The 24,600-nt window shown below is 36.1% G+C and carries 31 protein-coding genes; 1 reads left to right on the forward strand and 30 read right to left on the reverse strand.

Features of this window, described 5'->3' with window-relative positions:
* Positions 1–3: 3 nt before the first annotated feature.
* From NTZ27_04220 to NTZ27_04305, 18 genes are all read right to left on the reverse strand, one after another.
* A complete protein-coding gene (locus tag NTZ27_04220; protein MCX6173944.1) occupies positions 4–1,326 on the reverse strand; it encodes a TolC family protein in 1,323 nt (440 codons plus the stop codon).
* Complete coding sequence (locus NTZ27_04225) at positions 1,323–2,096, reverse strand: DUF169 domain-containing protein (protein ID MCX6173945.1); 774 nt, start codon at positions 2,094–2,096, stop codon at positions 1,323–1,325. Before NTZ27_04225 ends, NTZ27_04220 begins: the two co-directional genes overlap by 4 nt.
* A complete protein-coding gene (locus NTZ27_04230; GenBank protein ID MCX6173946.1) occupies positions 2,093–2,704 on the reverse strand; it encodes a hypothetical protein in 612 nt (203 codons plus the stop codon). Before NTZ27_04230 ends, NTZ27_04225 begins: the two co-directional genes overlap by 4 nt.
* 73 nt (positions 2,705–2,777) lie before the next feature.
* A complete protein-coding gene (locus tag NTZ27_04235) occupies positions 2,778–3,821 on the reverse strand; it encodes a permease (protein MCX6173947.1) in 1,044 nt (347 codons plus the stop codon).
* 12 nt (positions 3,822–3,833) lie between these two features.
* Positions 3,834–4,916, reverse strand: coding sequence for an ACR3 family arsenite efflux transporter (arsB, locus tag NTZ27_04240; GenBank protein MCX6173948.1), 1,083 nt, complete (start codon positions 4,914–4,916; stop codon positions 3,834–3,836).
* 20 nt (positions 4,917–4,936) lie between these two features.
* Complete coding sequence (locus tag NTZ27_04245; protein ID MCX6173949.1) at positions 4,937–5,188, reverse strand: thioredoxin family protein; 252 nt, start codon at positions 5,186–5,188, stop codon at positions 4,937–4,939.
* Between the two features lie 4 nt (positions 5,189–5,192).
* Positions 5,193–5,618 carry an arsenate reductase ArsC gene (locus NTZ27_04250; GenBank protein MCX6173950.1) on the reverse strand — a complete coding sequence of 142 codons (426 nt, stop codon included), beginning with the start codon at positions 5,616–5,618 and terminating at the stop codon, positions 5,193–5,195.
* A gap of 56 nt (positions 5,619–5,674) precedes the next feature.
* The gene (locus NTZ27_04255) at positions 5,675–6,019 is read right to left on the reverse strand and encodes a metalloregulator ArsR/SmtB family transcription factor (protein ID MCX6173951.1); all 345 of its coding nucleotides are present in this window, start codon (positions 6,017–6,019) and stop codon (positions 5,675–5,677) included.
* 92 nt (positions 6,020–6,111) lie between these two features.
* Positions 6,112–6,918 (reverse strand): pyrroline-5-carboxylate reductase, encoded by an 807-nt coding sequence (locus NTZ27_04260; protein ID MCX6173952.1) that lies wholly within the window; start codon positions 6,916–6,918, stop codon positions 6,112–6,114.
* Positions 6,919–6,987: 69 nt separating this feature from the next.
* Positions 6,988–8,109 carry a cyclopropane fatty acyl phospholipid synthase gene (cfa, locus tag NTZ27_04265; GenBank protein MCX6173953.1) on the reverse strand — a complete coding sequence of 374 codons (1,122 nt, stop codon included), beginning with the start codon at positions 8,107–8,109 and terminating at the stop codon, positions 6,988–6,990.
* A gap of 24 nt (positions 8,110–8,133) precedes the next feature.
* Entirely contained in the window at positions 8,134–8,439 is a 306-nt protein-coding gene (locus NTZ27_04270) for a hypothetical protein (protein ID MCX6173954.1), read from the reverse strand.
* A gap of 6 nt (positions 8,440–8,445) precedes the next feature.
* Positions 8,446–8,811 carry a YlbF family regulator gene (locus tag NTZ27_04275; protein MCX6173955.1) on the reverse strand — a complete coding sequence of 122 codons (366 nt, stop codon included), beginning with the start codon at positions 8,809–8,811 and terminating at the stop codon, positions 8,446–8,448.
* Positions 8,812–8,825: 14 nt separating this feature from the next.
* On the reverse strand, positions 8,826–9,230 hold the full coding sequence (locus tag NTZ27_04280) for a YlbF family regulator (protein MCX6173956.1): 405 nt from the start codon (positions 9,228–9,230) through the stop codon (positions 8,826–8,828).
* 10 nt (positions 9,231–9,240) lie between these two features.
* On the reverse strand, positions 9,241–11,091 hold the full coding sequence (locus NTZ27_04285; GenBank protein MCX6173957.1) for a TRC40/GET3/ArsA family transport-energizing ATPase: 1,851 nt from the start codon (positions 11,089–11,091) through the stop codon (positions 9,241–9,243).
* 71 nt (positions 11,092–11,162) lie between these two features.
* Entirely contained in the window at positions 11,163–11,477 is a 315-nt protein-coding gene (gene arsD / locus NTZ27_04290; GenBank protein ID MCX6173958.1) for an arsenite efflux transporter metallochaperone ArsD, read from the reverse strand.
* A gap of 120 nt (positions 11,478–11,597) precedes the next feature.
* Positions 11,598–11,834: a zinc ribbon domain-containing protein gene (locus NTZ27_04295; GenBank protein ID MCX6173959.1), complete on the reverse strand. Its 237-nt coding sequence runs from the start codon at positions 11,832–11,834 to the stop codon at positions 11,598–11,600.
* A complete protein-coding gene (locus NTZ27_04300; GenBank protein ID MCX6173960.1) occupies positions 11,835–12,092 on the reverse strand; it encodes a carboxymuconolactone decarboxylase family protein in 258 nt (85 codons plus the stop codon). It lies immediately after the preceding gene.
* Between the two features lie 6 nt (positions 12,093–12,098).
* Positions 12,099–12,503: a metalloregulator ArsR/SmtB family transcription factor gene (locus NTZ27_04305; GenBank protein ID MCX6173961.1), complete on the reverse strand. Its 405-nt coding sequence runs from the start codon at positions 12,501–12,503 to the stop codon at positions 12,099–12,101.
* 116 nt (positions 12,504–12,619) lie between these two features.
* On the opposite strand from NTZ27_04305, the gene NTZ27_04310 reads away from it, so the two are divergent.
* Positions 12,620–12,928: a metalloregulator ArsR/SmtB family transcription factor gene (locus NTZ27_04310; protein MCX6173962.1), complete on the forward strand. Its 309-nt coding sequence runs from the start codon at positions 12,620–12,622 to the stop codon at positions 12,926–12,928.
* A gap of 194 nt (positions 12,929–13,122) precedes the next feature.
* Here NTZ27_04310 and chrA read toward each other — a convergent pair whose 3' ends face one another.
* The 12 genes from chrA to NTZ27_04370 all read right to left on the reverse strand — a co-directional run bounded on the left by chrA (position 13,123) and on the right by NTZ27_04370 (position 24,571).
* Entirely contained in the window at positions 13,123–14,310 is a 1,188-nt protein-coding gene (gene chrA / locus NTZ27_04315; protein ID MCX6173963.1) for a chromate efflux transporter, read from the reverse strand.
* Positions 14,311–14,343: 33 nt separating this feature from the next.
* Positions 14,344–15,567 (reverse strand): ABC transporter permease, encoded by a 1,224-nt coding sequence (locus NTZ27_04320; protein ID MCX6173964.1) that lies wholly within the window; start codon positions 15,565–15,567, stop codon positions 14,344–14,346.
* 80 nt (positions 15,568–15,647) lie between these two features.
* Positions 15,648–16,862, reverse strand: coding sequence for an ABC transporter permease (locus NTZ27_04325; GenBank protein ID MCX6173965.1), 1,215 nt, complete (start codon positions 16,860–16,862; stop codon positions 15,648–15,650).
* Entirely contained in the window at positions 16,849–17,601 is a 753-nt protein-coding gene (locus NTZ27_04330; GenBank protein MCX6173966.1) for an ABC transporter ATP-binding protein, read from the reverse strand. The genes NTZ27_04325 and NTZ27_04330 overlap by 14 nt, the downstream gene beginning before the upstream one ends.
* 26 nt (positions 17,602–17,627) lie before the next feature.
* Positions 17,628–18,683, reverse strand: a complete 1,056-nt coding sequence (locus NTZ27_04335) for an efflux RND transporter periplasmic adaptor subunit (GenBank protein ID MCX6173967.1) — start codon at positions 18,681–18,683, stop codon at positions 17,628–17,630.
* 4 nt (positions 18,684–18,687) lie between these two features.
* On the reverse strand, positions 18,688–20,001 hold the full coding sequence (locus NTZ27_04340) for a TolC family protein (protein ID MCX6173968.1): 1,314 nt from the start codon (positions 19,999–20,001) through the stop codon (positions 18,688–18,690).
* Positions 19,998–20,498: a Spy/CpxP family protein refolding chaperone gene (locus NTZ27_04345; GenBank protein MCX6173969.1), complete on the reverse strand. Its 501-nt coding sequence runs from the start codon at positions 20,496–20,498 to the stop codon at positions 19,998–20,000. The genes NTZ27_04340 and NTZ27_04345 overlap by 4 nt, the downstream gene beginning before the upstream one ends.
* Entirely contained in the window at positions 20,495–20,983 is a 489-nt protein-coding gene (locus NTZ27_04350) for a zf-HC2 domain-containing protein (protein ID MCX6173970.1), read from the reverse strand. Before NTZ27_04350 ends, NTZ27_04345 begins: the two co-directional genes overlap by 4 nt.
* Positions 20,984–21,035: 52 nt before the next feature.
* Positions 21,036–21,593 (reverse strand): sigma-70 family RNA polymerase sigma factor, encoded by a 558-nt coding sequence (locus tag NTZ27_04355; GenBank protein MCX6173971.1) that lies wholly within the window; start codon positions 21,591–21,593, stop codon positions 21,036–21,038.
* Positions 21,594–21,787: 194 nt separating this feature from the next.
* Positions 21,788–22,684 carry a cation diffusion facilitator family transporter gene (locus NTZ27_04360; GenBank protein ID MCX6173972.1) on the reverse strand — a complete coding sequence of 299 codons (897 nt, stop codon included), beginning with the start codon at positions 22,682–22,684 and terminating at the stop codon, positions 21,788–21,790.
* 83 nt (positions 22,685–22,767) lie between these two features.
* Positions 22,768–23,892 (reverse strand): cyclopropane fatty acyl phospholipid synthase, encoded by a 1,125-nt coding sequence (gene cfa / locus NTZ27_04365; GenBank protein ID MCX6173973.1) that lies wholly within the window; start codon positions 23,890–23,892, stop codon positions 22,768–22,770.
* Between the two features lie 13 nt (positions 23,893–23,905).
* Entirely contained in the window at positions 23,906–24,571 is a 666-nt protein-coding gene (locus NTZ27_04370; protein ID MCX6173974.1) for a PAS domain-containing protein, read from the reverse strand.
* Positions 24,572–24,600: the final 29 nt, after the last annotated feature.

A 24,600-nucleotide genomic window follows, 5' to 3' on the forward strand; every position in this document is an offset into this window, starting at 1 on the left:
TACCTATTTATTAAACGGTATTTCATCACTGCCAATGTTGTAATTCAGTTCAGCGATGGTCGAAAGCAAATCTATTACAATTTGGTTGTAGTTTAATTTAGCGGTAGTTAGAACTGCCTCGGCATCTAATACGTCAAGACTGTTCCCTTTACCGATATTGTATTTCATATTTGAGGTCATTAGAATTTCTTCCGCAAGCTTTACAAGCTTTGCCGTTCCGCTTAACCTGCTTTTAATATCATCCAACTTCACCAAATTATTTTTAACGTTCGTTTCAATCTGTTGCTGAATTGCGTTTCCATTTTCTTGTAACGCATCAATTCTGATTTTTGATTGCTCAACCTTTTCTTGAAAGTTAGAACCCTTGAAAAAAGGAAGTGAGTATGTTACAGTTACACCAACATTCCAATTAAAATTACCCATTGGAATTTGACTGTCTTCCACATTTGTTATTCCAAACGCATAAAAGTTTGGATAATATTCTTTGTTGAATAATTCCGCCTCTTTGCCCCTCAATTCTTTCTGAGTTTTAATGTTTTCCAAATCGGGATGATTAGCAGATAAGACATTTTTAAGTTCGTCAAAGCTGTAATTCTTATTTGAGTATTGGGTCCATAATTCGTCAATATTATCAACCACGCTAAACGAGTCGCCGAGAGTATTCCCGCAGACAACGTTAAGATTATTATTCTGCACGTCCAGTTGATTCTTTGCCTTTGCAAGCTCATCAAGCGCAACTTCAATCTGAACTTGTGCTTTAATTACATCAAGATTAGAAACCTTACCGATGTTGTAAATAGCTTCTGCATTCCTTAAATGCTCTCTTAATTGATTGATAGCATCTTCCTGAATTTGAACTGTTCTTTTCGCTTTGAGTAATTCCAGATAACTTTTAGCAATCGAATATGAAAATGCCTGCCGTAATTTTCTTGTATAGTTTCTATCTATATCAACTGATTTATCAGCATAATCTTTCTGAATCGTATTTTTGCCCCAATCGTAGATAAGCTGGTTAACTCTGAAATCTGCATAAAAATCATTTAGAGAATTGCCAAGATATTTTTGTTTGTTAGGCATTACCCAATCCCATCGCGAAATGTTTAGATCAAAATATATTTGCGGAAGATAATCTTTATCCAAATAATCAATCTGCTTCATCCCGGCTAGTATATTTTTCTCGTTTGCTTTTAGCTGGGGGTTATTTTGAAATGCAATATTAACAAGTTCATTCAGAGTATATTCTTTTTCAGCGCCTTGTGAGAAAACCGGTGTTTGGAGTAGAGTCACCATAGCAATAATAAATCCAAAATATATTTTCTTCTTCATCTTACTGTTTCCTCTCCCGAAGGGATGGATTCCTCAACTCTTTTCGCAAAAGATTGGTAAACTTGTTTTGCACGCGATCTTTCTATCGCTTTTGATTTCAGAAACTTCAGATTTTCAATTGTCATATCAAGTTTCGAAATAGGAATACCGAGTATAGCTTCATTAGGTTTTGCATCTGTGGCATCGCGGCAACCGTAACATCCAAAACTCATATTTATTTTTTGAGACTTGAACGGCAGCACCGTTGAATCAACACACACCGCTTGAAGAATGCTTGTGCTCATATTCAATCTTCCTCCTTCTTCATTCAAATAGGCGAGAGCAATCCACATTAATTTTTCCACTTCATCTTCAATTACAATTACATCGGGATCTTCTTGCCAGTCTTTCAGCGGCTTTGCCACAACGGTTTCATACTTACCTTGTTCAAGGCGTGGCATATCGTCCATTACTTTTATTCCCGCTTCTTTCTTCTTGAAAATCCCATAACCGTTCAACATTGTTCCGTCTTGAAGATTTTTTGACAGCGGCTTAAACCCAAGTGCGGCTGCGGCGGCTGGACAAGAAATATCTTCTTTATTCAGCTTTAATGCTTCGCCGTTTCTTGCTCGCATAATTAATTGACAGTAACGGTGGTCTTCAGCTTTTTGAATTCCGTTCTCTCCTTCGCTCGTGGAAAAATCTTTTTCATAAAATTTTACGCCAACCGGCTGTGTTTCCAAACCCACCGATTCGGTTAATATTTTTTGTATCTCAGAATAGTCTTTCATTTGTTTCTCCTTGTATTCAGAAGTGAATTTAATTCGGTAAATAGATTTTCACTTCTCACAAATCTTTTTATTTCCATACCCTTTTCATCCATCACTAATACTACCGGTATAAATCCAACTTCATACTTTGTTTGTAAATCAAAATTTGTAAAGCAATCAACAACAGCATAATCAAACAAGCCCGGATTATCTTTTAGCAGTTTTTGAATTTCAGATTCTTGTTTATAGCACATCTCAAGAGTGCATTCGCAAGACATTGATGTTGAGAAAACAATTATTTTTTTATTCGATGTTTTTTTTAGCTCATCTAAAAAATAATTTCCTAAAAGAGAGTTGAATTCATTGTTTACGACACGGAAAGCTTTCTTTAATGTATCAACTTCCGGATTATTCTTAAAGAAATTCTCAAATGCATTGAACGATTCAATTAGACGTTCTCTTTTTTCATTAGCCTTTTGACTATCACTAATTGACTCTGGAAATGTTTTCACTTCCTTTAGTTCTGTAAGTAGTTTTCCAAGCTCATCTACAGTAGATTTATCCGGATAATCATTTTTCAAAAAAGTCATGTTTAATTGAGCAAGTTTCTCTCGCGTTTCCTTTATCAATTCACCGGATGGCTCTGTCCTTATTAAGCTTGTGAAAATCAATACGGTTGTAAGCAGTTTTAGCAGCATAGTCTTAGTAAATTAGATTGAAGAGATAACCGACAATAATTATTCCCACAGCTACAACTCCGACAAAAACAAGAATCAATTGCAGCTTAAGAACCTTTTTAAGAATTATAGTTTCCGGAAGCGATAAACCGATAACACTCATCATAAATGCAAGCACCGTTCCAAGCGATGCGCCTTTCTCTAGTAACGCTTGAACAATTGGAATTATTCCAGCGGCGTTAGAATACATCGGCACACCAAGCACTACTGCAATCGGGACAGACCACCATGCAGATTTTCCCATTAAACTAGCCATAAAATTTTCCGGCACATATCCATGTATCCCAGCGCCAACAGCAATTCCAATTACTATATATATCCACACTTTACTTACTATTTCTTTTACCGCGTCAATACCGGCAGTAATTCTTTGCGAGAAAGATATTTTCTCTTCCACCATTTCTAAATGTCCTGCTTTAACCTCATACACCCATGGTTCAACATATTTTTCTAATTTTAATCTTCCAATTATATAACCGGAAATCATTGCGATTAATAATCCAGTTGACATGTAGAGTAAAGCAGTTTTCCATCCGAATAAACCAAACAAAAGAACAAGAGCAACTTCATTTATCATTGGAGCGGCTATAAGAAAAGAAAATGTTACACCAAGCGGAACGCCGCTTTCTACAAATCCAAGAAATAACGGGATAGCCGAACATGAACAGAATGGAGTTACAATTCCCAACAGACTTGCCGAAACATTACCGGCAAAGAGTTTTTTACCGCCGAGCAGTTTTCTAGTTCGCTCCGGTGAGAAATAACTTCTAATTATCCCAACTCCAAAAACTATTAAGGCAAGAAGAAGTAATACTTTCGGGACTTCAAATACAAAAAACCAGATTGCATTTGTTAAATGCGTATCTCTAGATAGGTTTATAATTTCATAAACCAAAAAGTTTGTTATGTTTTCAAGATTCCAATAAAGCAGAATCCACACCGGTAATAACAAAGCCGGAATTAGATATTTATTTTTTTCTTCTGTCAAATTATTCGAAGTATAATTCATTTTATTCACCAATTAAGGACAAAGATCGGGAGCTTTTACGTTTCCCTCTTCAACATTTTTGAAATATTTTTTCTGAAACCACAACGCTACATTTACCAAGCTGATTAAAACCGGCACTTCTACAAGCGGACCAATTACAGCCGCAAAAGCTTCACCACTGTTAATTCCGAAAACTGCAACGGCTACAGCAATAGCTAATTCAAAATTGTTACTTGCGGCAGTAAAGGACAGTGTTGCAGTTTTCGAGTAATCCGCTCCGATTTTTCTTCCCATATAGAATGATACAAGAAACATTATCACAAAATAGATTAGCAATGGGATTGCAATTCTTACAACATCAAGAGGAATCTTTACAATGTATTCACCCTTCAAAGAAAACATTACAATAATTGTAAACAACAACGCAATAAGTGTTATCGGGCTTATCTTTGGAATAAACTTAGTTTGATACCACTCTTTATTTTTCAGTTTAATCAAGGTGAAGCGCGTAATTATCCCAGCTATGAATGGAATGCCGAGGTAAATGAAAACGCTCTCTGCAATCTGTCCGATTGTTATATCTACTTTGAAAGATTGCAAACCTAACCAGTGAGGTAAAACTGTCAAGAACACATACGCGTAAATCGAAAAGAAAAGCACTTGGAAAATTGAGTTGAACGCAACCAAACCGGCAGCATATTCAGTATCACCTTTTGCAAGTTCGTTCCAGACAATTACCATTGCAATGCATCTTGCCAAACCTATCATTATTAATCCAGCCATATATTCCGGATAGTCCTGTAGAAATATTACAGCGAGCAAGAACATCAGTATTGGTCCAATAATCCAGTTCTGAACTAAAGATAGAGAAAGGATTTTTACATTTTTGAACACGTCTCCAAGTTCTTCATACTTTACTTTTGCAAGCGGTGGATACATCATCAATATCAATCCGATTGCTATCGGAATATTCGTTGTCCCCGATTGAAAAGAATTCCAAAAATTTACAATTCCTGGAAATAGATAACCGGAAAAAACTCCTATGAACATTGCAAGAAAAATCCAAAGAGTTAAATACCTATCAAGGAATGAAAGCTTCTTTGTAATCGAACTCATATTTATTCCTCTTTCTTTAATTACTGATTCGCTAACGCATTCATCAACCAATGCGTTAAAGTAGATTTTGTTGGTAGCTTACCACTATGAACAACTTTACCGTTTAAAACCAATCCGGGCGTGCTCATTATTCCGTAACTCATTATGTCTTTATAATCTGTTACTTTTTCTATTTCCGCTTCAATGCCGTTTTCCGAAACAACCTCATGACAAAGTTTTTCTAAGTTAATGCAGTTTGCACAACCAGAACCCAGAACCTTAATGTTTAGCATTTTCTTAACTCCTTAAATTTTCTTCGTAGAATTTGTAAAACTCTTTTTTAATTTCATCTCTAATTCTCCTAAATTCAGAAAGAATTTCTTCCTCCGTTCCGGTTGCATCCGCCGGGTCTTCAAATCCTATATGTAATTGCTTCCCGACCTTGCCGATAAATACCGGGCAAGTTTCTTTTGCGTTATCGCAAACTGTAATAACAAAATCAAACGGCTCACCTAGGAATTGATCAACTTTCTTAGGATAGTTTTTCGAAAGGTCTATACCAACTTCACTCATTACCTTGATTGCTTTCGGATGAACTTGAGTGGATGGATTTGTCCCGGCGGAATAAACTTCCAATTCTGAATCGAAGGACTTCATAAATCCTTCCGCCATTTGACTTCTGCAAGAATTACCTGTGCAGAGTATTAAGATTTTTTTGTTCATTTCTATATTTCCTTTCTTCTAATTCGCTATTTACCGAATTGCTTAAGCAAAAAAAATTACGAAGCGCAAACTTTAAAACGATCTACAACTTTAACCTTCTGCTTATCGTTATCAATCAATTGATTATCTCCTAACCAAAAATCCAACTGGCTTAAAATTGCAGAAATCCTTTGGTCGCCCGGTCGTTGATTGATTAAGTAGTTCACCCATTTGCCGTCTCTATCTTCTAAAATAAATCCTTCTTTTTTCAGTATGCTTAGATGCTGGGATACTGTCGAAGCCGCAAGCTGAAGTATTTCCGTTATTTCACAAACGCAAAGAGGTTTAATTTGCAGCATCTTTAATATGCGTAACCGGTTCTTATCAGAGAGCGCCTTAAATATGTTCGTTGATTCTTTCATAACATCATTTCGTTGTTGACCGAAATATAATTACTGTTTGTTTTACTTCCAAATTAATTCCTTGTTAGATTCATTAGTGTAATTACTATTGGTTACTGAGTTAACTTTTCAGTTGATTGATTTACTTTTGAAAAAGCTTCCGTAACTGCTTTTGCGAATATTTCCTTTACGCCGTTTTCATCAATTGTTCTTGTTCCAATCATAATCTTTAATTCTTCTGGATCCTTTCCGGTTTGTTTAAATAACTCTGCTGTGCCGGAAACAGTTTGAGAAATAATCTTCACCGCTTCTTCTTCAGTCATACCTTTTGCTATCGCAAAATCTTTTAGAGCTTTTATAGCGGGGAAGAAATAAGTTGGACCCACGGCCGAGATTGAGGTTGCTAAGTTCATCCTTGTTTCATCTATTCTTATCGTTTTTCCAAATAAAGAAAGAAGTGCCTCAACAAATTTTATTTGGTCTTCAGTTACATATTTACCAATTGAATAAGGATTCATTCCCTCCCCTACTAAAGAAGGCGTGTTAGGAATGACTCTTACTACCGGGATCTCTTTACATAAAACCGTTTCCATAACCCACGTTGGAATTGATGCCGCTAATGAAATAATAATCTTCTCATTACTAATAATATTACTACAGTCTTCAGAAAGGACAATTTTAATTTGACCTGGCGGAACTGCAAGAAAAATTATATAGCCAAATTCTGCACACTTTGAATTTTCTTGTGTCGTGTTAATTCCAAATCTTTGCTTTAACTCTACAAGCCGTTCCGTTTTATTATCGGAAACAATAATATTTTCCGGCATAATTAAACCGGATTTAATCATTCTCTCAATAAATACATCCGCAATAATCCCGCCGCCGATAAACGATATTTTTTGTTCTTCTATTTTTTCCATTCTATTACCATTAAAAAATAATTTTATTCTTTTATACCGCCTTTGTTTTTATGCTTTGCCGTCCCATCTTTACCTTATTGATTGATAACCACCAAGCACACCATTTTTTGACAAAACAATTTGCCAAAGCTGATTGCGTCTTGATCTGAATGAACCGGCAGAAGAAAGTAAAAAGTATTTCCACATTCTGTAAAATCGCTCATCGTATCTATCTTTAATAATATCCCAATTGTTTCTAAAATTTCCATACCAAGCCATTAACGTTTTATCGTAATCAGCACCAAAGTTGTGTAAATCTTCTATCACAAAAAGATTTTCAACGGCTTTGCTTAATTGGGAAATCGAGGGCAGCATTCCGTTTGGGAAAATATATTTGTGCGTCCATGGGTCGATTGACCCTGTAGATTTAATATTCCCAATGGTATGAAGAAGGAACAAACCTTCATTTTTCAAGCATCGATCCGCAACTTCAAAGTATGCTCTATAATTTTTATAGCCAACGTGTTCTATCATTCCTACACTTACTATCCTATCGTATTTTTCATTTATCTCACGATAATCCATTAAACGAAATTCCACCGGCAGCCCTTCACATAATTTTCTGCCTAGTTCAACCTGCTCTTTTGAAACAGTAATACCAACAACTTCCACTTCGTACTTTTCAGCGGCATATTTACCAAAAGCGCCCCACCCGCAGCCAATATCTAAAATCTTCATCCCTGGTTTGAGATAAAGTTTTTCACAAATCAACTCCAGCTTATTCTCTTGTGCTTCATCCAAAGAAATTGAATTTTTCCAATAAGCGCAGCTGTAGTTCATTCTTTTATCCAGCATATTCTCGAAAAGATCGTTTCCCAAATCATAATGCTTTTCGCCTATTATGAACGCTCGCCGTTTCGATTGTAAATTAAAGATCCTCGAAGAAAAGAGTTTGAACAAGATTGATAGATTTCGCCGGACTTTCTTGTCTATTTGCGCTCGTAAAATTTTGTTAATCAGTTCGTCAATTTTATCAGCATCCCACCAGCCATACATATATGATTCGCCGATTCCCAGCTCACCTTCTGTAACTGCTCGTCTGAAAATATCCTTATTATGGACTTGAATATCCCAAGGATCACTACCATTAATTTTAACGACTGCAATTTTAAGTAACTGTCCTACTAACGCTTCGTAAGTTTGAGAGTTCATTTTACAACTCCCTTTATTTTCAAATCACTTTATTTGTTTTTCTATTTCCATTCTTATGCTTCGTTCAGTTAATTTTCCGCCCGATTGAATTATTTCCCCGTTGATTGTTACAATCGGCGTCTGAAGTATCTCTTTTTGTATCCCTTCCAATATTTCTTTATAAGAAAACGATTCCGCAGAAAAGATTTCGATCAGTTTCATTTCAAAAACATCCCCCAGACGCTCTTTCAATTTTTTAGAAATCATATCCACGGCGAACTGCCAGCTTTTTTCATAACTGCAAGCGCCCGCCGGCATAACAAATATTTTTATGTCACATTTATTATTCATAGAATTCTAACAGCATCCCGATGGCGCTGCTAACTTTGCAAAATCCATCGATATTTCATTGCTTATGGAAGCGTTACATCCCAGTAAGATAATTTTTAAGAGATTTTTCTTTTCAGCTAATTCTATATTAAGTTCATTATTCTGAATCTTTGATGTGAGACTTCTGAGTTCGGCAATTTCATCTTGTGTTAATGTGTCGTCAGACTGCTTCTTTTGAAATTCAGCCGACAGTAAATAATACTTTTCAGTTAGGTTAGTTATTTCCTCATTACTCTTAACCTTTTCTAACGCTTCCATATATTCAATCACTACTGGAGTTGCTTGAATTGTTCTCACAAATTCGTCGGCAACATATTCAATTTGTTTTTCCATTATAGTTTCTCCAATTAACCACAACATCCGCTAGCTGGTTTTGCAAGCGATGCAAAATTAAATTTTAGTTTTTCGCTTAGATAAGTATTAATCTCCTGGTAAAAGCCGATCAACTTTTCTTGAGTAGTGTAATAATTGCCCAGCACTTCATTTTCCATTGCTTTCTTACGGGCTTCTTCAATTTTATTTTTATCTTCGGCAGTAATACCGCCCCATCGTGTGCGATTTTGATAGTCGCTTATTACAGCATTGTATTCCCGCGAAGCTTCTTTAGCAGAATCATCAATTCTGAATTGATCACGTGCTTTAATGAAATTATTATATGCTTCCGAATTGAGAATAGCTTTACCAAGCGCCTGAGCTGAAATATTCAACTTGTTAGCTGCAACCTGGTTTACTTCTTCCTGTTCATTTCCCATTTCTTTTTCCTTAGACTTTTACATTGTTATTGTATAATAATCCTGATGCCTTGCGAATCATTTCTAAACCTTTTATTTCGGATTTCAACAGCGGCATAACCGTAATCGGTAATTGAAATCTCTCTTTAATTTCTCCGAGATATTTTTCCTGCATCTTTCTTCTCTTGATGAAAAATTCATTTGTGCAGTATTCCGGTTCAAGCACTTGGTTAGCAACTACAAACTGCGTTTGAATTCCAGCTTCTTTCAAATCGAGCATCGCCCTGTACGCTTCTATAACCGGTGTCGATTCCGGATATACTACAAACGAAAAAATAGATTGGCTCGAATCTTTCATTCTCTTTATAACTCTGTCAAATCTCTTTTGAGTAACTGATTTTGCATCCTGACTTTTTTGATTTGTCGTAACCATCAAACTTACCTGGTCGCTGTAATCAAACGGAAGTTCAAGCAAGCGCAGTGTATGACCCGTAGGCGCTGTATCGAATACCACGAATTGATAATCATCGCTCTCTACATATTCCATAAATTTGTCGAACGCCGCCATCTCTTCTGTGCAAGGTGATTCTAATTCTTCTTTTATGGCAATCATCATGTCTTCGGAATATTTTGTTTTTGATTCCTCAATAATTCTCTGCTTATATTCTTCAGTTGCTTTTTCCTGGTCAACAATTACAGACCAAAGATTCTCAATTCCTTTTACTTCCTGAATTTTATCGGTAATATTTTGTTCAAGCACTTCACCTATGTGTGATGCCGGATCGGTTGTGAGAAGTAGTGTTTTGAATCCTTCTTTCGCAAACTTATAAGCCGTTGCAACTGAAATTACTGTTTTGCCTACTCCGCCCTTGCCTGTAAAGAAAATGGATTTTGTTTTACCGTTCGGAGTTATTATTTCATCTATCGAATCCGCCTCGAAATTTTTGAAATCTGCTTTTAACAATTCACCGTTGCCAATCGAATAAGTTTGCTTATCCGTATTAGCGAACAAATCTTTTTCAATATTCAAAAGTCTTTCAACGCCTTTAATTTCTCCATCACGCTGAAACATTTTTCTAATTCTTACCGGAAAATCAGATACTATTATTTTCACATACTTCTGCTGCATTTCAAATCTGCTTTTGAAGAATGGATGCTCGCATACTTCTTCCGGTAGCATTCCGTTAATAATCAATTCAACATTTTTAACGCCGATTTCTTTCAACTCTTTAGATGAGCGTTTGGTCTCGTAAACAGATGTCTCTTCCGGTTGTAGAACAAACATAAAAGTCGTTCTCTCTGCATCGCCAAGCAAACGCGTAGCTTCATCATACTTCACTTTATTTTCTTGAATAGAGGCAACCGGACCGATACAAGTATTTCCTTCTCCCTTCGTGCTTTCTTCTATATGTTTACTCCAATCAACCGGCAATTCGAGAAGCCGTATTGTGTGTCCCGTAGGTGCAGTATCAAATATTACAACATCATACTTTTCGCCTTTGCCTTCCTTTTCAGCTACCATAAAATCAACAAAGCGGTCAAACGATGCTATCTCCGTTGTGCAAGGTGATTTAAACTGCTCCTCTAATACTGCCATTACACTTTCGGGCATAACTGCACGCATCGGCGAAAGTATCCTTTCCTTGTACTCCTCCGTTGCTTTATCGGGATCTATTTCCATTCCCCACAAATTATTTAAGAGCGGGGTTATTTTATGCCCTATTTCTGTTTCAAAAACATCCGCTAGGTTTGATGCCGGATCTGTTGTTACTATTAAAGTTTTTTTACCTTCGTTTGCATAGTGAACCGCAGAAGCGCAAGCCATTGTAGTTTTACCTACACCGCCTTTTCCGCTGAAGAAAATATATTTTGTGCTATTCATTTTTTCATATCCTTCGTTTAATTATCAGTGTGAATCCGTTAAATCCGTGCCTGCCTGCCGGTAGGCAAGTTCTATTGTTTTTCTTTTACAAATCTTGCCAACTCATCATATCCCGGATATTCTTTTTCCTTTACAACTTTTCCATCAACCAAAGTCAATGGAAGAATTTCAACGCCGTTGGTTTGAAGACGCTTCATTACTTCCGGTTGCTGCATAAATTTGGGTCCCTGCTGACTTAGCAAATACCTATCTATTTTTACTTGTCCGTCAAATTCTTTTTTAACTTTTAGAATTGCTTCATTGATATCCAACAAAGCCGGATCAATATCCGGTCCGCACAATCCGCTTGCACAGCACATCGGCGGATCATAAATTTCAATTTTCATTTTATTATTCCTTTATTTTTTATTTCCACTTTTCACTACGTTATTGCGAGCGAAGCGAGACAATCTCTATCGCTTTTCAAAATTGCTTCGTTGACTTCGTCTCATTACAATTACTGTCTATCAGCAACATCCGCTTCCCGAACCGCCGCAGCATCCTCCGCCGCCGTTTTGTGAAACTGGTGATTTAACATTGATTGATTGTCCACCAAGAATTGCAAACCCACCAAATACTTGTTCAAGCTCTTTACTTCCACATTGTTCACAAGTAATATCCAATCCTTTTTCTTTTTGTTCGATGCTTGCTTTTACATCAAAATAGTAACCGCATTCTTTGCAGTGATATTCATATGTAGGCATTTATTGTTTCTCCTTTATTGTTTTTTCTTTTTCTCTGTTAATTAAATCTTCGGCTAATTTATAAATATCATTTATAGGTTTTTCTTTAACTGTTTTACCAATTTTAACAGCTTCTTGAATTTCATCAATTGAAACGCCAAGTCTGATTGCTTCAGCAAAATGATAACGCAAACAAGACAGACAGTTGCCGCCGATTGATGCGCCGATTGCAATAAGCTCAGTTATTTTAGGATCGATAAGTAATACGGAATTTTCCATCGTTTTTTACGCCTCGGCTTTTTGTTTAATCTTTTTCTTTAAATCTGTTTCCGGGATAATTCCAACAACACATTTATTGCCTTCTCTTAAAAGAAGTCGTTCTTTTAACCGTAGCTCATCTACTGAAAATATTTCATCATTTAAATAACTTTTCAAGAAAGTGAATAAGTTTTTGTTTTGGACTATGCTTTTATTCAGTTCATAGTAAACCCAAGTGCCTTTTTTCTCTGCGGTCAATAGATCCGCGTTTTTAATAATTGTTAGAGCCTTAGAAACAGCATACTGCGGAATTTTAAGCGCGTCCATCAATTCGCAAACACAAAGAATTTGCCCTCTCTTAATAAAGAGGTTAATTATTCTTAATCTTGTTTCATCTCCTAAAGCTTTTAATACATCTATCTTGGTTTCCATTTTCTCACCCGATTGTTATATGCCAATTTTTGCATACAAACATATGCCAATATTGGCATATTGTCAAATGTTTTTTAATTAGTTACTTTAGTGCATAACAATAAGAAGATAATTCTATGGGCTGTTGTGTTAAAGAAGAAGAGTATTCAAAACTCCAAAAAGATGCAGCTAAATACGCCAAGGCATTTGCGCATCCTGCGCGGGTTGCAATTTTAGAACTGCTGGTTAAACAATGCGATTGTATTTGTAACGACTTGGTTAAGAGTTTACCTTTAGCTCAGTCAACTGTATCCCAGCATATAAAGATTCTCAAAGAAGTCGGACTTATAGATGGTATCGAGAAATCTCCGGCTATTGAATATCATCTTAACAAAAAGAAATGGTTCGAAGCTAAACAAGCGATGAAAGATTTTTTTGAAGAGTAATATTAACAAGCTCATTCAAACTATATTCTTTGGTTTGGGGGAAGCTGATCCGGTTAGAATAGAAATTATGGTTAAGTGATAAATTAATTTTCCCTTTACTTTTATCTTTTAAATTCATTTTTAACTTTAGGCATAATAGACCACTTTTTTGTTTTAATATAGTTTTCCAAAAAAGTCTAGTTATGATTCTTAATTCATATTATAAAAAAAATTGTTACTGACAGTGCTATTCCAACTAGAACCACATAAAGAATATCTGTTTTTAATAACAAAGCGATTAATGCAGTCGCACCAATAGATATTTGAGCCGCACCCCAATGCAAGTTCAGTGCAAACTGAATAGTAATTGTAAATAATAATCCGACAAATGAGCTTAGCACTCCTCGTATAATTTCATTGAATAACTTTTGAGTCCGCAGTTTATCAAAGATTGGAGTAATGCCTATAAGCATAAGAAATGAGGGTAAAAAAATACTTACTGTTCCAACGATAGCTCCAAAAGAACCAGCCAGCAAATAGCCTATAAATGTAGCTGTAATAACGATTGGACCCGGTGTTACTTGTCCCAATGCAATTCCATCCATGAAAGTTTTGTTATCTAATAAATGCCGGACATCAACAATTTCGTGGAACATCAAGGGGACCGAAGCGAGCCCGCCTCCGAAGGCAAACAAATCAATTCTGAACATCAAAGTGGATAGAACTAAAAGATTTTTATCTAATATGTAAAGTGCTAAAAGCAGAACTAAATAAGTCAGTAAGATGAATATAATTTGCCGGTTGTATGATTTCGTCTTATCCTGAGCTAAAGAAATATCTGCTCTAACTTGCTGTTTCGAGATTTGGTTTTTCATTCTAAGTAATATTCCTATAACAGCGGACAGCACAATTATGATGATAGGATTTATCTTTAAACCAAACAGAACTATCGCAATAATTGTAATTAGAACCGATCTCCATTCTTTAAGTGTAACCTTGCTGAATGAAATAGTTGCATTTGCTATGATAGCTACAATTATCGCCTGAAGACAACTGAATATAAAAACCGTAACCGGAAGATTGATAACTAATTTATAAACCGCCGCAAGCATTGACATTAGAAAGAAAGCGGGTAAGCCAAAACCTATGAAAGTTGCAGCGGCGCCGGCTACTCCCCGTGTTTTCAATCCAACGTAAGCAGCAGATTGCATTGCGGTTGCACCGGGAATAACTTGACAAAGGGCAACCCCATTACTAAAAGTTTCTTTATCAATCCACTTTTCTTCTTCAACTGCCATCTTGCGGATATAAGCCACCATAGATGGTCCTCCGAATGCGGTTAATCCCAAACGAAGAAATGACGTGAATAATTTTAATAATGAAGGTTGAGAATTTGTTGTCATTATTTACTTAATCCTTTTTAACAATATAGTGCTTTATTCGCTCCGCAGCGCGTTTATTGGATCAAGTAAAGAAGCTTTCCGTGCCGGATATATTCCAAAAAATAATCCGACAAGCATCGAGAATCCGAAAGAGTAAAAGATAGATGTTAAAGAAACACTTGCAGCCCATTCCGTTCCAAAGGCAATTATAAGCGAACCGATCACACCGATGAATATCCCCATTACTCCTCCGCCAATACTAAGAATAGCTGATTCAATTACAAACTGAATTAGAATATCTTTTTTGCTTGCACCCACAGCCATTCTCAAACCGATCTCGTTTGTTCTTTCACGAATAGCGATAAGCATAATTGCGAGAACACCTATTCCGCCAACCAGCAAGGAGATGCCGGCAATACTTGTAATTAGCATTGTAAAAGTGTCGGTTGTTTCTCGCTGTGTTTCTAAAAGATCGGTTTGACTTTGTATCGTGTAATCGTCTGCTTTATTTTGTTTAATTAAACGGTGCCGTTCTCTCAAAACTTCGGTGATCTGTTTTGCGGTCTCCACCATTTTTTCTTGATTGATTGCCTGAATGTTTATTGAATTTATGTAGCTAAGATTAAATACTCTTCTAAGCGCAGTTTGTATCGGAATAAAAATTTGATCATCCTGATCAAACCCGTTCAAGTCAACTCCTTTGGATTCCATAACACCAATAACTTCGAAAGGAATTTTCCCAATGCGTATAGTTTCGCCAATCGGGTCTTCGCCTCCAAACACATTTTTAACAACGGATTGACCTAATACAGCAACCCGTCTTGATGCAGAATTTTCTTCATAGCTAAAGAAGGATCCTTTAACAGCGCGAAAATTTCTAATCTCTTGAAATTCACTTGTTGTTCCAACGATAGTTGTGTTAGTGCTCAAGTTGCCATACTTAACTTGCATTTTTTTACTCTGCACTGGTGCGGATAATTTTATCAGCGAGCACTCCTTCTGAAGTGCAACAGCATCTTGAAGTATAAGAGTTGTAACTACTCCGCGTATCTGCATCCTGCCTGCAGTATTTTGAACTTGCCCCGCATTTATTATTAAAAGGTCGGTGCCCATAGCTTCTATTTTACTTAGCACTTCATTTTGCGCACCGTTACCGATAGCTACCATAATGATCACTGCTGAAACACCTATTATAATTCCAACAAGTGCAAGGATCGTTCGTAACTTATGTGCTAATAGCTGCCTCCTCGATATTTTAATACTTCGTGCAATTTTCATTGTGTAATCGTAGTGTTCGTTTTTTGAATGCCGTTAAATTATTCATTCCGTCAACTTGCAAAAGCAAAGAATCCGTTTTATTATCGCAGTGCTTCTACTGGTTGTAATTTGGATGCTCGTTTTGCCGGTTGCAGCCCCGCGATAATTCCAACCAAACTTGAAGAAACGACACCGAGCACAACGCTTATCCAAGAGATTGATACGGGCATACCTGTTATCATTTCTAAAACTTTTGCGCCAATTCCTCCGAGAATAATTCCTATTACTCCTCCGATCAGCGTAATGGCAGACGCTTCAAACAAAAACTGCATCATTATGTCTTTACTTTTTGCTCCAACTGCCTTACGCAAACCAATTTCTTTTTTCCTTTCGTTAACCGATATGAGCATAATATTAGCAACAACTACACCTCCGGCGATTAAAGAAATACCTGCTATGAGAGCAAGAAAAATGTTAAAAGTTCCCGCAATTTTTTCTGCAAATTTGGTTATCTCGGTCGGAGTTGTAATTCCAAAATCATCCAGAACACCCGGTGCGAGAGAGTGACGCTCTCTAAGAATTGCCCGAATATTTTCTGAAGTTTTGTCTATATCTTTTGAAGAAGTTAAAAGAATTTTTACTGCGGTTATGTAATCAACATTGGATACGCGTCTCATAAAAGTAGTAAGAGGAATATTAATTCTATTATCCATATCTCCACCGCCGGGGCTTGTTCCTTTCGATTGCATAATTCCTTTTACTTCAAATTGGATGTTGCCGATCCTTATTTGCTGTCCGATAGGATTTTCATCTCCAAAAAGTTCTTTTTTAACGGTGGGACCTAAAAGGCAAACTCGGTTAAGATTTGACATATCTTCATCCGAAATAAAATCTCCTTCTTCTACATCCCAATTCCACACTTTTGCCCAAGTGGGGGTAATGCCAAACACATTAGTCGTTGTAGATTTTTCCATATACTTGATTTCAGCTCCCCCTTTTCTATTGAAAGGTGCTATATCTACTACTGTAGTTACTTCACGTTTTATTACTTCAGCGTCCTCCAATTTCAAAGTAATTATTGGTTGCCCGCCTGTTGGTTGCCCCATCATACTTCCCGATCCTGCAGAAACCATAATGCTTTCAAGTCCAAATTTTTTCACTCTATCCATCACGCGGTCTTGCGCCCCCATTCCGGCGGAAATAATTAATGTTAGAGCGGTAATACCAATTACTATTCCTATCATCATCAAAAATGTTCGGAGTTTATTTCTTCCAAGTCCAACGTAAGCAATTTTCAATAATCTATTTGTTTTCATTAGAAACCTCCGTGGAAGAAATTTTATTTAGTTCATTCTCCGCATCTAACGGATTCTGATTTACTTCATCCGAGATAATTTTACCGTCTGCAATTTTGATAATACGTCTTGTGTGTTCAGCAATATCTTGTTCGTGAGTAACGAGAACGATTGTTCTTCCTAATTTATTCAATTCATTAAAAAGAGAAATTATTTCAAGACTTGAACGAGTATCAAGATTTCCGGTCGGCTCATCGGCAAAAATAATTTCGGGATTGTTCACAAGTGCACGGGCAATTGCAACACGCTGCTGCTGTCCGCCTGAAAGCTCACTTGGATTATGATGGATTCTGTCTGCTAATCCAACCGATACCAAAGCTTCCTTTGCAAGATTTGTTATATCTTGCCTGTCGGAATAAATTAATGGCAGCTCAACATTTTCGAGAGCGTTTGTTCTCGCTAATAAATTGAATGATTGAAACACAAAACCAATTTTTTGATTCCGGACTTTCGCCAACTCTTCGTCATCAAGTTTGCTCACCTCGGCTCCGTCGAGTATTAATGAACCATTTGTTGGTTTATCTAGACAGCCGAGGATATTCATCAATGTGGATTTGCCCGAACCCGAAGCTCCCATTATAGCAACAAATTCTCCTCTTTGTATCTCAAGTGAAACATTATTGAGAGCTGTTACTTCTGTGCCCACACCTTTGCCGTAAAATTTAGAAATATTTTTCGCTTGAATTATAATATTGTTCATAATTATTTCCTTTTGTTTTTCTTATTTTATTCAGAGATCATAACTTTTTCACCTTCGTTTAATCCGCTTACAATTTCCGTGTAACCGTTACTATTCCATCCTATTTTTACTTTGCGCTGAACTTTTTTCTCACCTTCAATGACTGTTACAAATCTTTCTCCTTTATCTCTTTTGACTGCACTTGCAGGAATAGTTAGTACATTTTTTCTCATCTCAAGGTATAAAGTAACGTTAGTTGTCATTTCCGGTCTAAGAATTTTATTCTGAAAATCTGTTATTTGTATCGTGACGATATAGTTAACAACATTATCCTGGATAACAGCTTTCGGATAAATGGCTGTTATCTTTCCTTTGAAATCGCTATCCGAATATGTGTCAACGGTAAAGCTCGCTTCTTGTCCAACTTTAATTTTTCCGATGTCGGTTTCATCAACATAGGCATTTACCTCAAGTCGTTTAAGATCAATGATGCTAACAAAAGTAGGAGACGCTAAACTTGCAGAAACAGTTTCACCCTCTTGAGTTGAGACAGAGGCAATTACTCCGGATGTTGTCGCATAGATTTTTGTGTAGGACAACTGCACTTTAGCAAAATCAACATTTGCTTCGGCTTGTTTTAACTGTGCTACTGCTACTTTAAATGAAGTCTCGGCTATATCAACCTGCTGTTGAGAAATAAAATTTTGCTGAAGCAGTGATTTCTGCCGTTCGATATTAAGCTTGGCATATTCATAATCTGCTTTCGCTTTATTTAGCGCTGCTACGTTTTGATTCAACTTAGCTTGAAGTTCCGCATCATCCAACTCGGCTATTATTTGTCCTGCTTGAACGTAATCCCCGATATTTGCTTTAAGCTTTTTAACTACGCCGGAAATTCTCGAACCAATTTTTACTTCAGCGCCGACCATCGGTTTAATAATTCCTGTAGCAATAACAGTCGAACCAATATCTCGTCTGGCGGCAATAGCAGTTTCAATTTTGCTCTCTTTTTTCCCATCACCGCTGAATACAAAAAGTCCCATAACAACAGCTATTACAGCAAATAAAACTATGCTGACTATGATAATATATTTTTTCTTCATCTTATTATTTCTCCTGAAAAGTGTTTATGCCGGTTGCCCTTTTTAAAGATGCAACTGCAATCTTATAATCTGCAAGCGATTGAATAAAGGTTTGTTCGGCTATCACGTAGTTTGTTTGTGCATCAATTACTTCTATCATTGAGCCCAATCCTTCACGGTATTGTCCTTCAGCTATTTTCAAGTTTTCTTTAGCATTTTCTAAAAATGTTTTTGCATTTATGATTCGTTCATCCGTTTCTTTAATGTTCAGATAAGCGCTCCATACATCGAGACTAACTTGCTGACTCAGAGACTCGAATTGTTTTTCCAATCCTTTTAGAGCTATATCTTCTTCTACAACACGGGCTTTTGTTGAAAATCCGGTAAACAATGGGAAGCTTAATGTTAGTCCATAAAACCAGTTTTCCTGAAGTGATGATATTGCTGTCCCACCGTAGTTATAAGAGGCTTCCGCTGAAAGAGTAGGGAAAAAATCACTCTTAGCAATTTGAATGTTCGACTTTTGCACATTCAATTGTTCACTAAACTTTTTTAGCTCCGGTCTATTTTGATAAGCTTGCTTCTTCAGCTCATTAAATTCCTGTAATTGATTTTGTTCAATAATTGCAAGATCGTCAATAATAGTAATTGGAGAATCTGCCGGAAGTCCTAATAGTAAATTCAAATTACCCTTTGCTACAAGGAGATCGTTTTTTACTTTAATAAGTGTAAGATTGGAATTTGAAAGCTCTACCTCTGCTTTTAATATATCCGAACGGGATGCAAGACCGGTCTTGAATTTTGCATTTGCGTAATCGAGAAAAAGTTTGGCTCTTTCAATGGTTTTATAGGCTGACTCAATGAACCGTTCGGCTTGCAGCATACGATAATACCCTTGTGTAATCTTTAATATCAAATCCTGCTTATTAACTTCGTGTTGATAGTTACTTGCTTGATAATTGTAATTAGCGGCATTAACCGTTGCATCAGTTTTCAATCCCTGAAATAGATAATAACGAGCCGATACACCGGCATTATAATTATTATATGGCGAGGTAGTCACTCCTTTATTTGAAGACCTATCAAAGCTTGAGTTTATATTAATCGAAGGGAAATAACCCGATCTCGCTTCATCAATCCGCACTGCACTTTCATCAACGGTATAAGAAGAAGAAATTATGGCGGGATTATTTTTCAGCGCAATTTGAATGCAGTCTTCCAAAGAATATTTTTTATCATTCGTTTGAGCGCTTACGATAGAAACAGAAAGCAATAATAAAAGGATTATCTTTTCCATAGTCTTTGTTTTTAGTTTTGTATTTGAATACTTGATTTTCATTCACAGTCCTTTTTTCTATTGGGCATTTGATTTATGCCGGGATTTCTTTGCTGACCTTGGAATCGTTCGGTAAGGATCTTGTAGAATTTTTCAGATTGTTCCGGTGTTAATACTTTTTTGAATTGATAAAAATGCTGCACAACCCATCTTTGAGATTCTACTTGCTGACGACTGAACTGCTCCAAAATACCTTCAAGCTTTTGACTGCTCACTTCCGATTGCCAGATTTCTTTTAACATTTCTTTGCGGAGTGATTCGAATTTTGTATCGAGAGTGTCGAGTTTAGAGTGAAATTCTGTTCTTATCTTTTCAAACTGTTCTATCTGCTGTGGCGTTAATTTTAATTCCTGTTTAATTGATTCGAATCTATTTTCCGGTAAGATACTAACGGACGCATTATTCGCAGCCATCCATTTTAAGTATATAATTGTTCCCAAAGATGAAAGATTGATTAAGGTAACAATTACAATTAGATAAATTGTAATTCTCTTTTTCATTTTTGTAATCCTTTGTCGTTTGACGCTGATAAAAATATATCCTTTGTTATACTGTTTGGTGACACAACATCGAAGTAACTCATTCCAAAATCGTCTCTAATATTTTCTGTTTTAACGTAAGAATTGTTCTTCACTCCTGTTCGCGGATTCAATCTGCTTCCAAACCACGAACCTGTTAAAATCGCCAAAACAACTACCGCAACAGTAAATGCTGTATTTAATAAAAGCTTTGCATTAGTAATTGATACCCGGCCTGGGTTTCTCGTCTTTTCTTCCATTCTATTTTTTAAGGCATACCATAATGCCGGTGAAGGTAACGGCTGTTCTAACTTTATTTCTTCATTCCAGATATTTGCAAGCTCTTCAAAATGTTTTTTACAGCTACTGCATTCAGTTAAGTGTTGCTCAATTAATAATTTCTCAGTTTCGGTCAAATCACCATCTATATAAAGAAGAAATCTTTTTTGAATTTTCTTGTGTTTCATAACCTTACCTTTTCTAATATGATAAGACACATAATAAGCCTAAAACTTGCGGTCATTGAAATATCTCTCTATAGCTAATTAGTTTTTTTGCCAGATTTTCTTTTGCTCGGTAGAGCAACGATTCAACAGAAGAAAGACTAAGTGCCATTATTTTTGATATTTCTTTATAAGATAGTTCTTCATAACGGGATAAAACTATTGCGGTTTTCTGTTTTGCCGGAAGGGAACTTATTGCTTCTTGAACTATTTGCTGTATTTCTGATTTCTCTAAAGTTTTTTCGGGTGATAAACTATTATCAGCCATCTCTTTTCCTCCTTCCCGGAAATCCAGAGATAAAAAGTTTATAACTTTTTGTCTTCTTAATCTGTTAATGGAAATGTTTACAGCAATTTGGTAAATCCACGTTGAAAGTTTTGAATCTTTACGAAAATTATTTATCGAATGAAATACTTTTAAAAACACATCTTGCGTAGCATCTTCAGCTTCCTCCTTATTCCCGATCATACGAAAGCAAACACTATAGACCATACGCGCATAGAGATCATAAACATAATTGTATATGAACTCATCACCGTTTTTAAGATGTTCAATTATTTGCTTTTCTTCCATTAACTCAAGACTCGCCGCTCATTTGCAATGGATTCGTAAAGGGAAATTCTTTTAATACAAGATTAGACACATGGATTGACAAAAACTTGTGTTTACAACTAATAATATTAATTGTAATAATATCTTTGACTCTAAACTTAGTTCGACTAAAAAAACAGACTGAGCTTGTGGTTCCCATAGTGGTAATTAAATGTCTAGATCATAGTTTTGTTTTTGCACTTATCGCACTCAAACTGTAAAGTCGTATGGTTGATTTCAAACTTCTCGTGCAATTTTTCTTCAATACGTTTTTGAATCTCCGAAGTATCTTTTACGGAAATATTACCGACTTCTATGTGAGCTTCAAAGTGGGTGTCGTTATCATTTAATTTCCACAGATGAATGTGATGAACATTTTTTACACCGGTTATGGATTCTACTAATTCCCTTAATTCATTCAATTCAATTCCATCTGGCGAGGACATCATAATAACTTCTAAAGCTTCCTTAACAATTTCATAAGTTTCTTTCAAGATATAAACTGATATGAGAATTGTAAGAAGCGGATCTATCCAATAAATTTTATAAAAGATAATAAAGACTGCGCCAATTATTACTGCAACACTTGAAACGGCATCGCTTAATAGATGGAAATAAGCAGCCCTGATATTGAGATTACCTTCAGAACCTTTTTTAAGAAGCAGAGTTCCGGCTACATTTGCAGCCAGTCCAATCGAAGCAACTGCCAGCATTAAACTTCCGGTTATCAAAGAAGGATTATAAAATCTTTCAATCGCTTCTTTAATTAAAAAGAAACTAATAATGATGAGCGTGCTCGCATTTATTATTGCGGCAATAATCTCAGCGCGTTTTAATCCGAATGTATATTTAAACGTCTTTGGTTTTTTACTCAATCGCATTGCAATGTAAGTAATGATAATTGCAATACCGTCGCTGAAATTGTGCATTGCATCGGAAATCAACGATAAGCTTCCTGAACTAAATCCGCCGATAACTTCCGCTATCGTTATTAAGAAATTCAAAGCCATAGTTATAAATAAATTTTTCTCCGAAGTTTCAGCGGCGTGATTATGTGAATGATTATGCGACATATTTTCCTTTATCTTATTTTTTAGTCATTGCAAGCGCAACGAAGTGAAACGAATCAATCTTTGACTCAATGAAACATCCATTGTCAGCGGACAGAATTATAACCGCCCAGCACTCCGTTCTTTGACAAAACAATTTGCCAAAGCTGATTTTTACTTCTTGCGCGGAATGCACCGGCGCTTGAAAGTAAAAAATATTCCCACATTCTGTAAAAACGTTCGCTGTATTTGTTTTTTAATTTATCCCAATTGTTTCTGAAATTTTCATACCAAGCCATTAATGTTTTATCGTAATCTGCCCCTATATTATGCAAGTCTTCAACTATAAATAAACCCTCTACTGATCTTGCAAGCTGTGCAATTGAAGGAAGCATTCCATTTGGAAAAATGTATTTATGAGTCCAGGCATCCGTTGCAATTGTTGAACGAACCTCACCAATTGTATGGAGTAAAAACAAGCCGTCTTCTTTTAAGTTTCTTTCGGCTATCTGGAAATACTCTTTGTAATTTTTGTGTCCAACGTGTTCAATCATTCCAACTGAAACAATTCTATCAAATTTCTCATTTACTTCTCTGTAGTCTTGTAATCTAAATTCAACAGGCAAACCTTTGCACAATTCTTTTCCGAGCGCTACTTGTTCTTTTGAAACAGTTATTCCAAGAACTTCAACTCCATATTTCTCTGCTGCATATTTTCCAAACGCTCCCCATCCGCAGCCGATATCAAGCACGCGCATTCCGGATTTTAGGTATAATTTTTTGCAGACCAACTCAAGCTTGTTTTCCTGAGCTTCATCCAGTGTTTTTGCTTCTTTCCAATAAGCGCAGCTATAGTTCATTCTTTTATCGAGCATGTTTTGGAAAAGATCGTTTCCTAAATCGTAATGCCGTTCACCAATAATAAAAGCTCTTCTTCTTGCCTGCATATTGATTAAATAAAAGCCGGCAAGCTGCAAGGCAACTTTTAGATTACGCTTAATTTTATTTTGCAAATCGGCACGGATAATTCTGAAAATCATCACGTCAAGTTTTTCAACATTCCACCAATTATCCATATAGGATTCGCCAAGTCCAAGTTCAACTTCCGTAACAGCGCGTTTATAAAACCTATCATTGTGAACATGAATATCCCATGGGCTGCTGCCGTTAACATCAATACCGGCGAGAGATAATAAATTCGTTACAAGCAATTCATATTTTGTAGTTTCCATAGGTTCACTCTCTTTAACTAACATCAAGAAGGTCTAATCTTCCGCCAAGTTTTTTTACTTTATACTCTTTTATATCGTTCAAAGCCAATAGTTTGTTAATTGCGCTGGTATATTCATCTCTAAAATCTTTTAAAAGTGTTTGTGTATCACCATTCTTATTCTTAGAAAATATTTCTTCTAAGTTATAGCTAAATCCTTGCAGAAAGTTCATGTAATTAAACAAAATATCGTTCACTGTTTCAAGCGTGGATTTCATGGAATCATATTCGGATTTTTGTTTTACATATTCTCTTTGAGCAGTAACGTTATTTAGCGTGATTGAAAAATGAGTAACTATACCAGCTGAATTATAGATAGGCGAAAATGAACATAAACTCCAAAATGATGAGCCGTCCTTTTTATATGCTAATAAACTAAAAGAGTTTTTTTTATAATTAGCAATTGCGTCGTTAATATTTTCAATATCTTCAGAGGAGGATTCGGCTCCGAGTAAAATATTAATTTTTTTTCCAATTATTTCTTCCGCAGAATATCCGGTCATTTTTGTTAACCCACGGTTAGCATAAATAATACTTTTGTTTTCGTCTTCTGCATCGATGACAATAAATCCCTCGTTGGTATCGAGAAGGTAATGAGAACGTATTTGTAAAAACTTTTCCGGTGATAATACTTGATTCATAAGTTACCTAACTTTTTGAAACAACAACT

Source organism: Ignavibacteriales bacterium, from assembly GCA_026390775.1.
Lineage (GTDB): Bacteria > Bacteroidota > Ignavibacteria > Ignavibacteriales > Melioribacteraceae > Fen-1258.

Bases quoted from the DNA above. Each gene is read 5' to 3' on its own strand.
- NTZ27_04260 (MCX6173952.1), bottom strand. From the start codon at position 6,918: ATGGAAAAAATAGAAGAACAAAAAATATCGTTTATCGGCGGCGGGATT.
- NTZ27_04235 (MCX6173947.1), bottom strand. From the start codon at position 3,821: ATGAATTATACTTCGAATAATTTGACAGAAGAAAAAAATAAATATCTA.
- NTZ27_04335 (MCX6173967.1), bottom strand. From the start codon at position 18,683: ATGAAGAAAAAATATATTATCATAGTCAGCATAGTTTTATTTGCTGTA.
- NTZ27_04300 (MCX6173960.1), bottom strand. From the start codon at position 12,092: ATGGAAAATTCCGTATTACTTATCGATCCTAAAATAACTGAGCTTATT.
- NTZ27_04225 (MCX6173945.1), bottom strand. From the start codon at position 2,096: ATGAAAGACTATTCTGAGATACAAAAAATATTAACCGAATCGGTGGGT.
- NTZ27_04350 (MCX6173970.1), bottom strand. From the start codon at position 20,983: ATGAAACACAAGAAAATTCAAAAAAGATTTCTTCTTTATATAGATGGT.
- NTZ27_04220 (MCX6173944.1), bottom strand. From the start codon at position 1,326: ATGAAGAAGAAAATATATTTTGGATTTATTATTGCTATGGTGACTCTA.
- NTZ27_04275 (MCX6173955.1), bottom strand. From the start codon at position 8,811: ATGGAAAAACAAATTGAATATGTTGCCGACGAATTTGTGAGAACAATT.
- NTZ27_04305 (MCX6173961.1), bottom strand. From the start codon at position 12,503: ATGGAAACCAAGATAGATGTATTAAAAGCTTTAGGAGATGAAACAAGA.
- NTZ27_04250 (MCX6173950.1), bottom strand. From the start codon at position 5,618: ATGAACAAAAAAATCTTAATACTCTGCACAGGTAATTCTTGCAGAAGT.
- NTZ27_04285 (MCX6173957.1), bottom strand. From the start codon at position 11,091: ATGAATAGCACAAAATATATTTTCTTCAGCGGAAAAGGCGGTGTAGGT.
- NTZ27_04360 (MCX6173972.1), bottom strand. From the start codon at position 22,684: ATGTCGCATAATCATTCACATAATCACGCCGCTGAAACTTCGGAGAAA.
- NTZ27_04270 (MCX6173954.1), bottom strand. From the start codon at position 8,439: ATGAATAATAAATGTGACATAAAAATATTTGTTATGCCGGCGGGCGCT.
- cfa (MCX6173953.1), bottom strand. From the start codon at position 8,109: ATGAACTCTCAAACTTACGAAGCGTTAGTAGGACAGTTACTTAAAATT.
- NTZ27_04340 (MCX6173968.1), bottom strand. From the start codon at position 20,001: ATGAAAATCAAGTATTCAAATACAAAACTAAAAACAAAGACTATGGAA.
- NTZ27_04325 (MCX6173965.1), bottom strand. From the start codon at position 16,862: ATGAAAACAAATAGATTATTGAAAATTGCTTACGTTGGACTTGGAAGA.
- arsB (MCX6173948.1), bottom strand. From the start codon at position 4,916: ATGAGTTCGATTACAAAGAAGCTTTCATTCCTTGATAGGTATTTAACT.
- NTZ27_04370 (MCX6173974.1), bottom strand. From the start codon at position 24,571: ATGAATCAAGTATTATCACCGGAAAAGTTTTTACAAATACGTTCTCAT.
- NTZ27_04295 (MCX6173959.1), bottom strand. From the start codon at position 11,834: ATGCCTACATATGAATATCACTGCAAAGAATGCGGTTACTATTTTGAT.
- NTZ27_04355 (MCX6173971.1), bottom strand. From the start codon at position 21,593: ATGGAAGAAAAGCAAATAATTGAACATCTTAAAAACGGTGATGAGTTC.
- NTZ27_04330 (MCX6173966.1), bottom strand. From the start codon at position 17,601: ATGAACAATATTATAATTCAAGCGAAAAATATTTCTAAATTTTACGGC.
- NTZ27_04345 (MCX6173969.1), bottom strand. From the start codon at position 20,498: ATGAAAAAGAGAATTACAATTTATCTAATTGTAATTGTTACCTTAATC.
- NTZ27_04280 (MCX6173956.1), bottom strand. From the start codon at position 9,230: ATGGGAAATGAACAGGAAGAAGTAAACCAGGTTGCAGCTAACAAGTTG.
- NTZ27_04320 (MCX6173964.1), bottom strand. From the start codon at position 15,567: ATGAAAATTGCACGAAGTATTAAAATATCGAGGAGGCAGCTATTAGCA.
- cfa (MCX6173973.1), bottom strand. From the start codon at position 23,892: ATGGAAACTACAAAATATGAATTGCTTGTAACGAATTTATTATCTCTC.
- NTZ27_04245 (MCX6173949.1), bottom strand. From the start codon at position 5,188: ATGCTAAACATTAAGGTTCTGGGTTCTGGTTGTGCAAACTGCATTAAC.
- NTZ27_04310 (MCX6173962.1), top strand. From the start codon at position 12,620: ATGGGCTGTTGTGTTAAAGAAGAAGAGTATTCAAAACTCCAAAAAGAT.
- chrA (MCX6173963.1), bottom strand. From the start codon at position 14,310: ATGACAACAAATTCTCAACCTTCATTATTAAAATTATTCACGTCATTT.
- NTZ27_04255 (MCX6173951.1), bottom strand. From the start codon at position 6,019: ATGAAAGAATCAACGAACATATTTAAGGCGCTCTCTGATAAGAACCGG.
- arsD (MCX6173958.1), bottom strand. From the start codon at position 11,477: ATGAAAATTGAAATTTATGATCCGCCGATGTGCTGTGCAAGCGGATTG.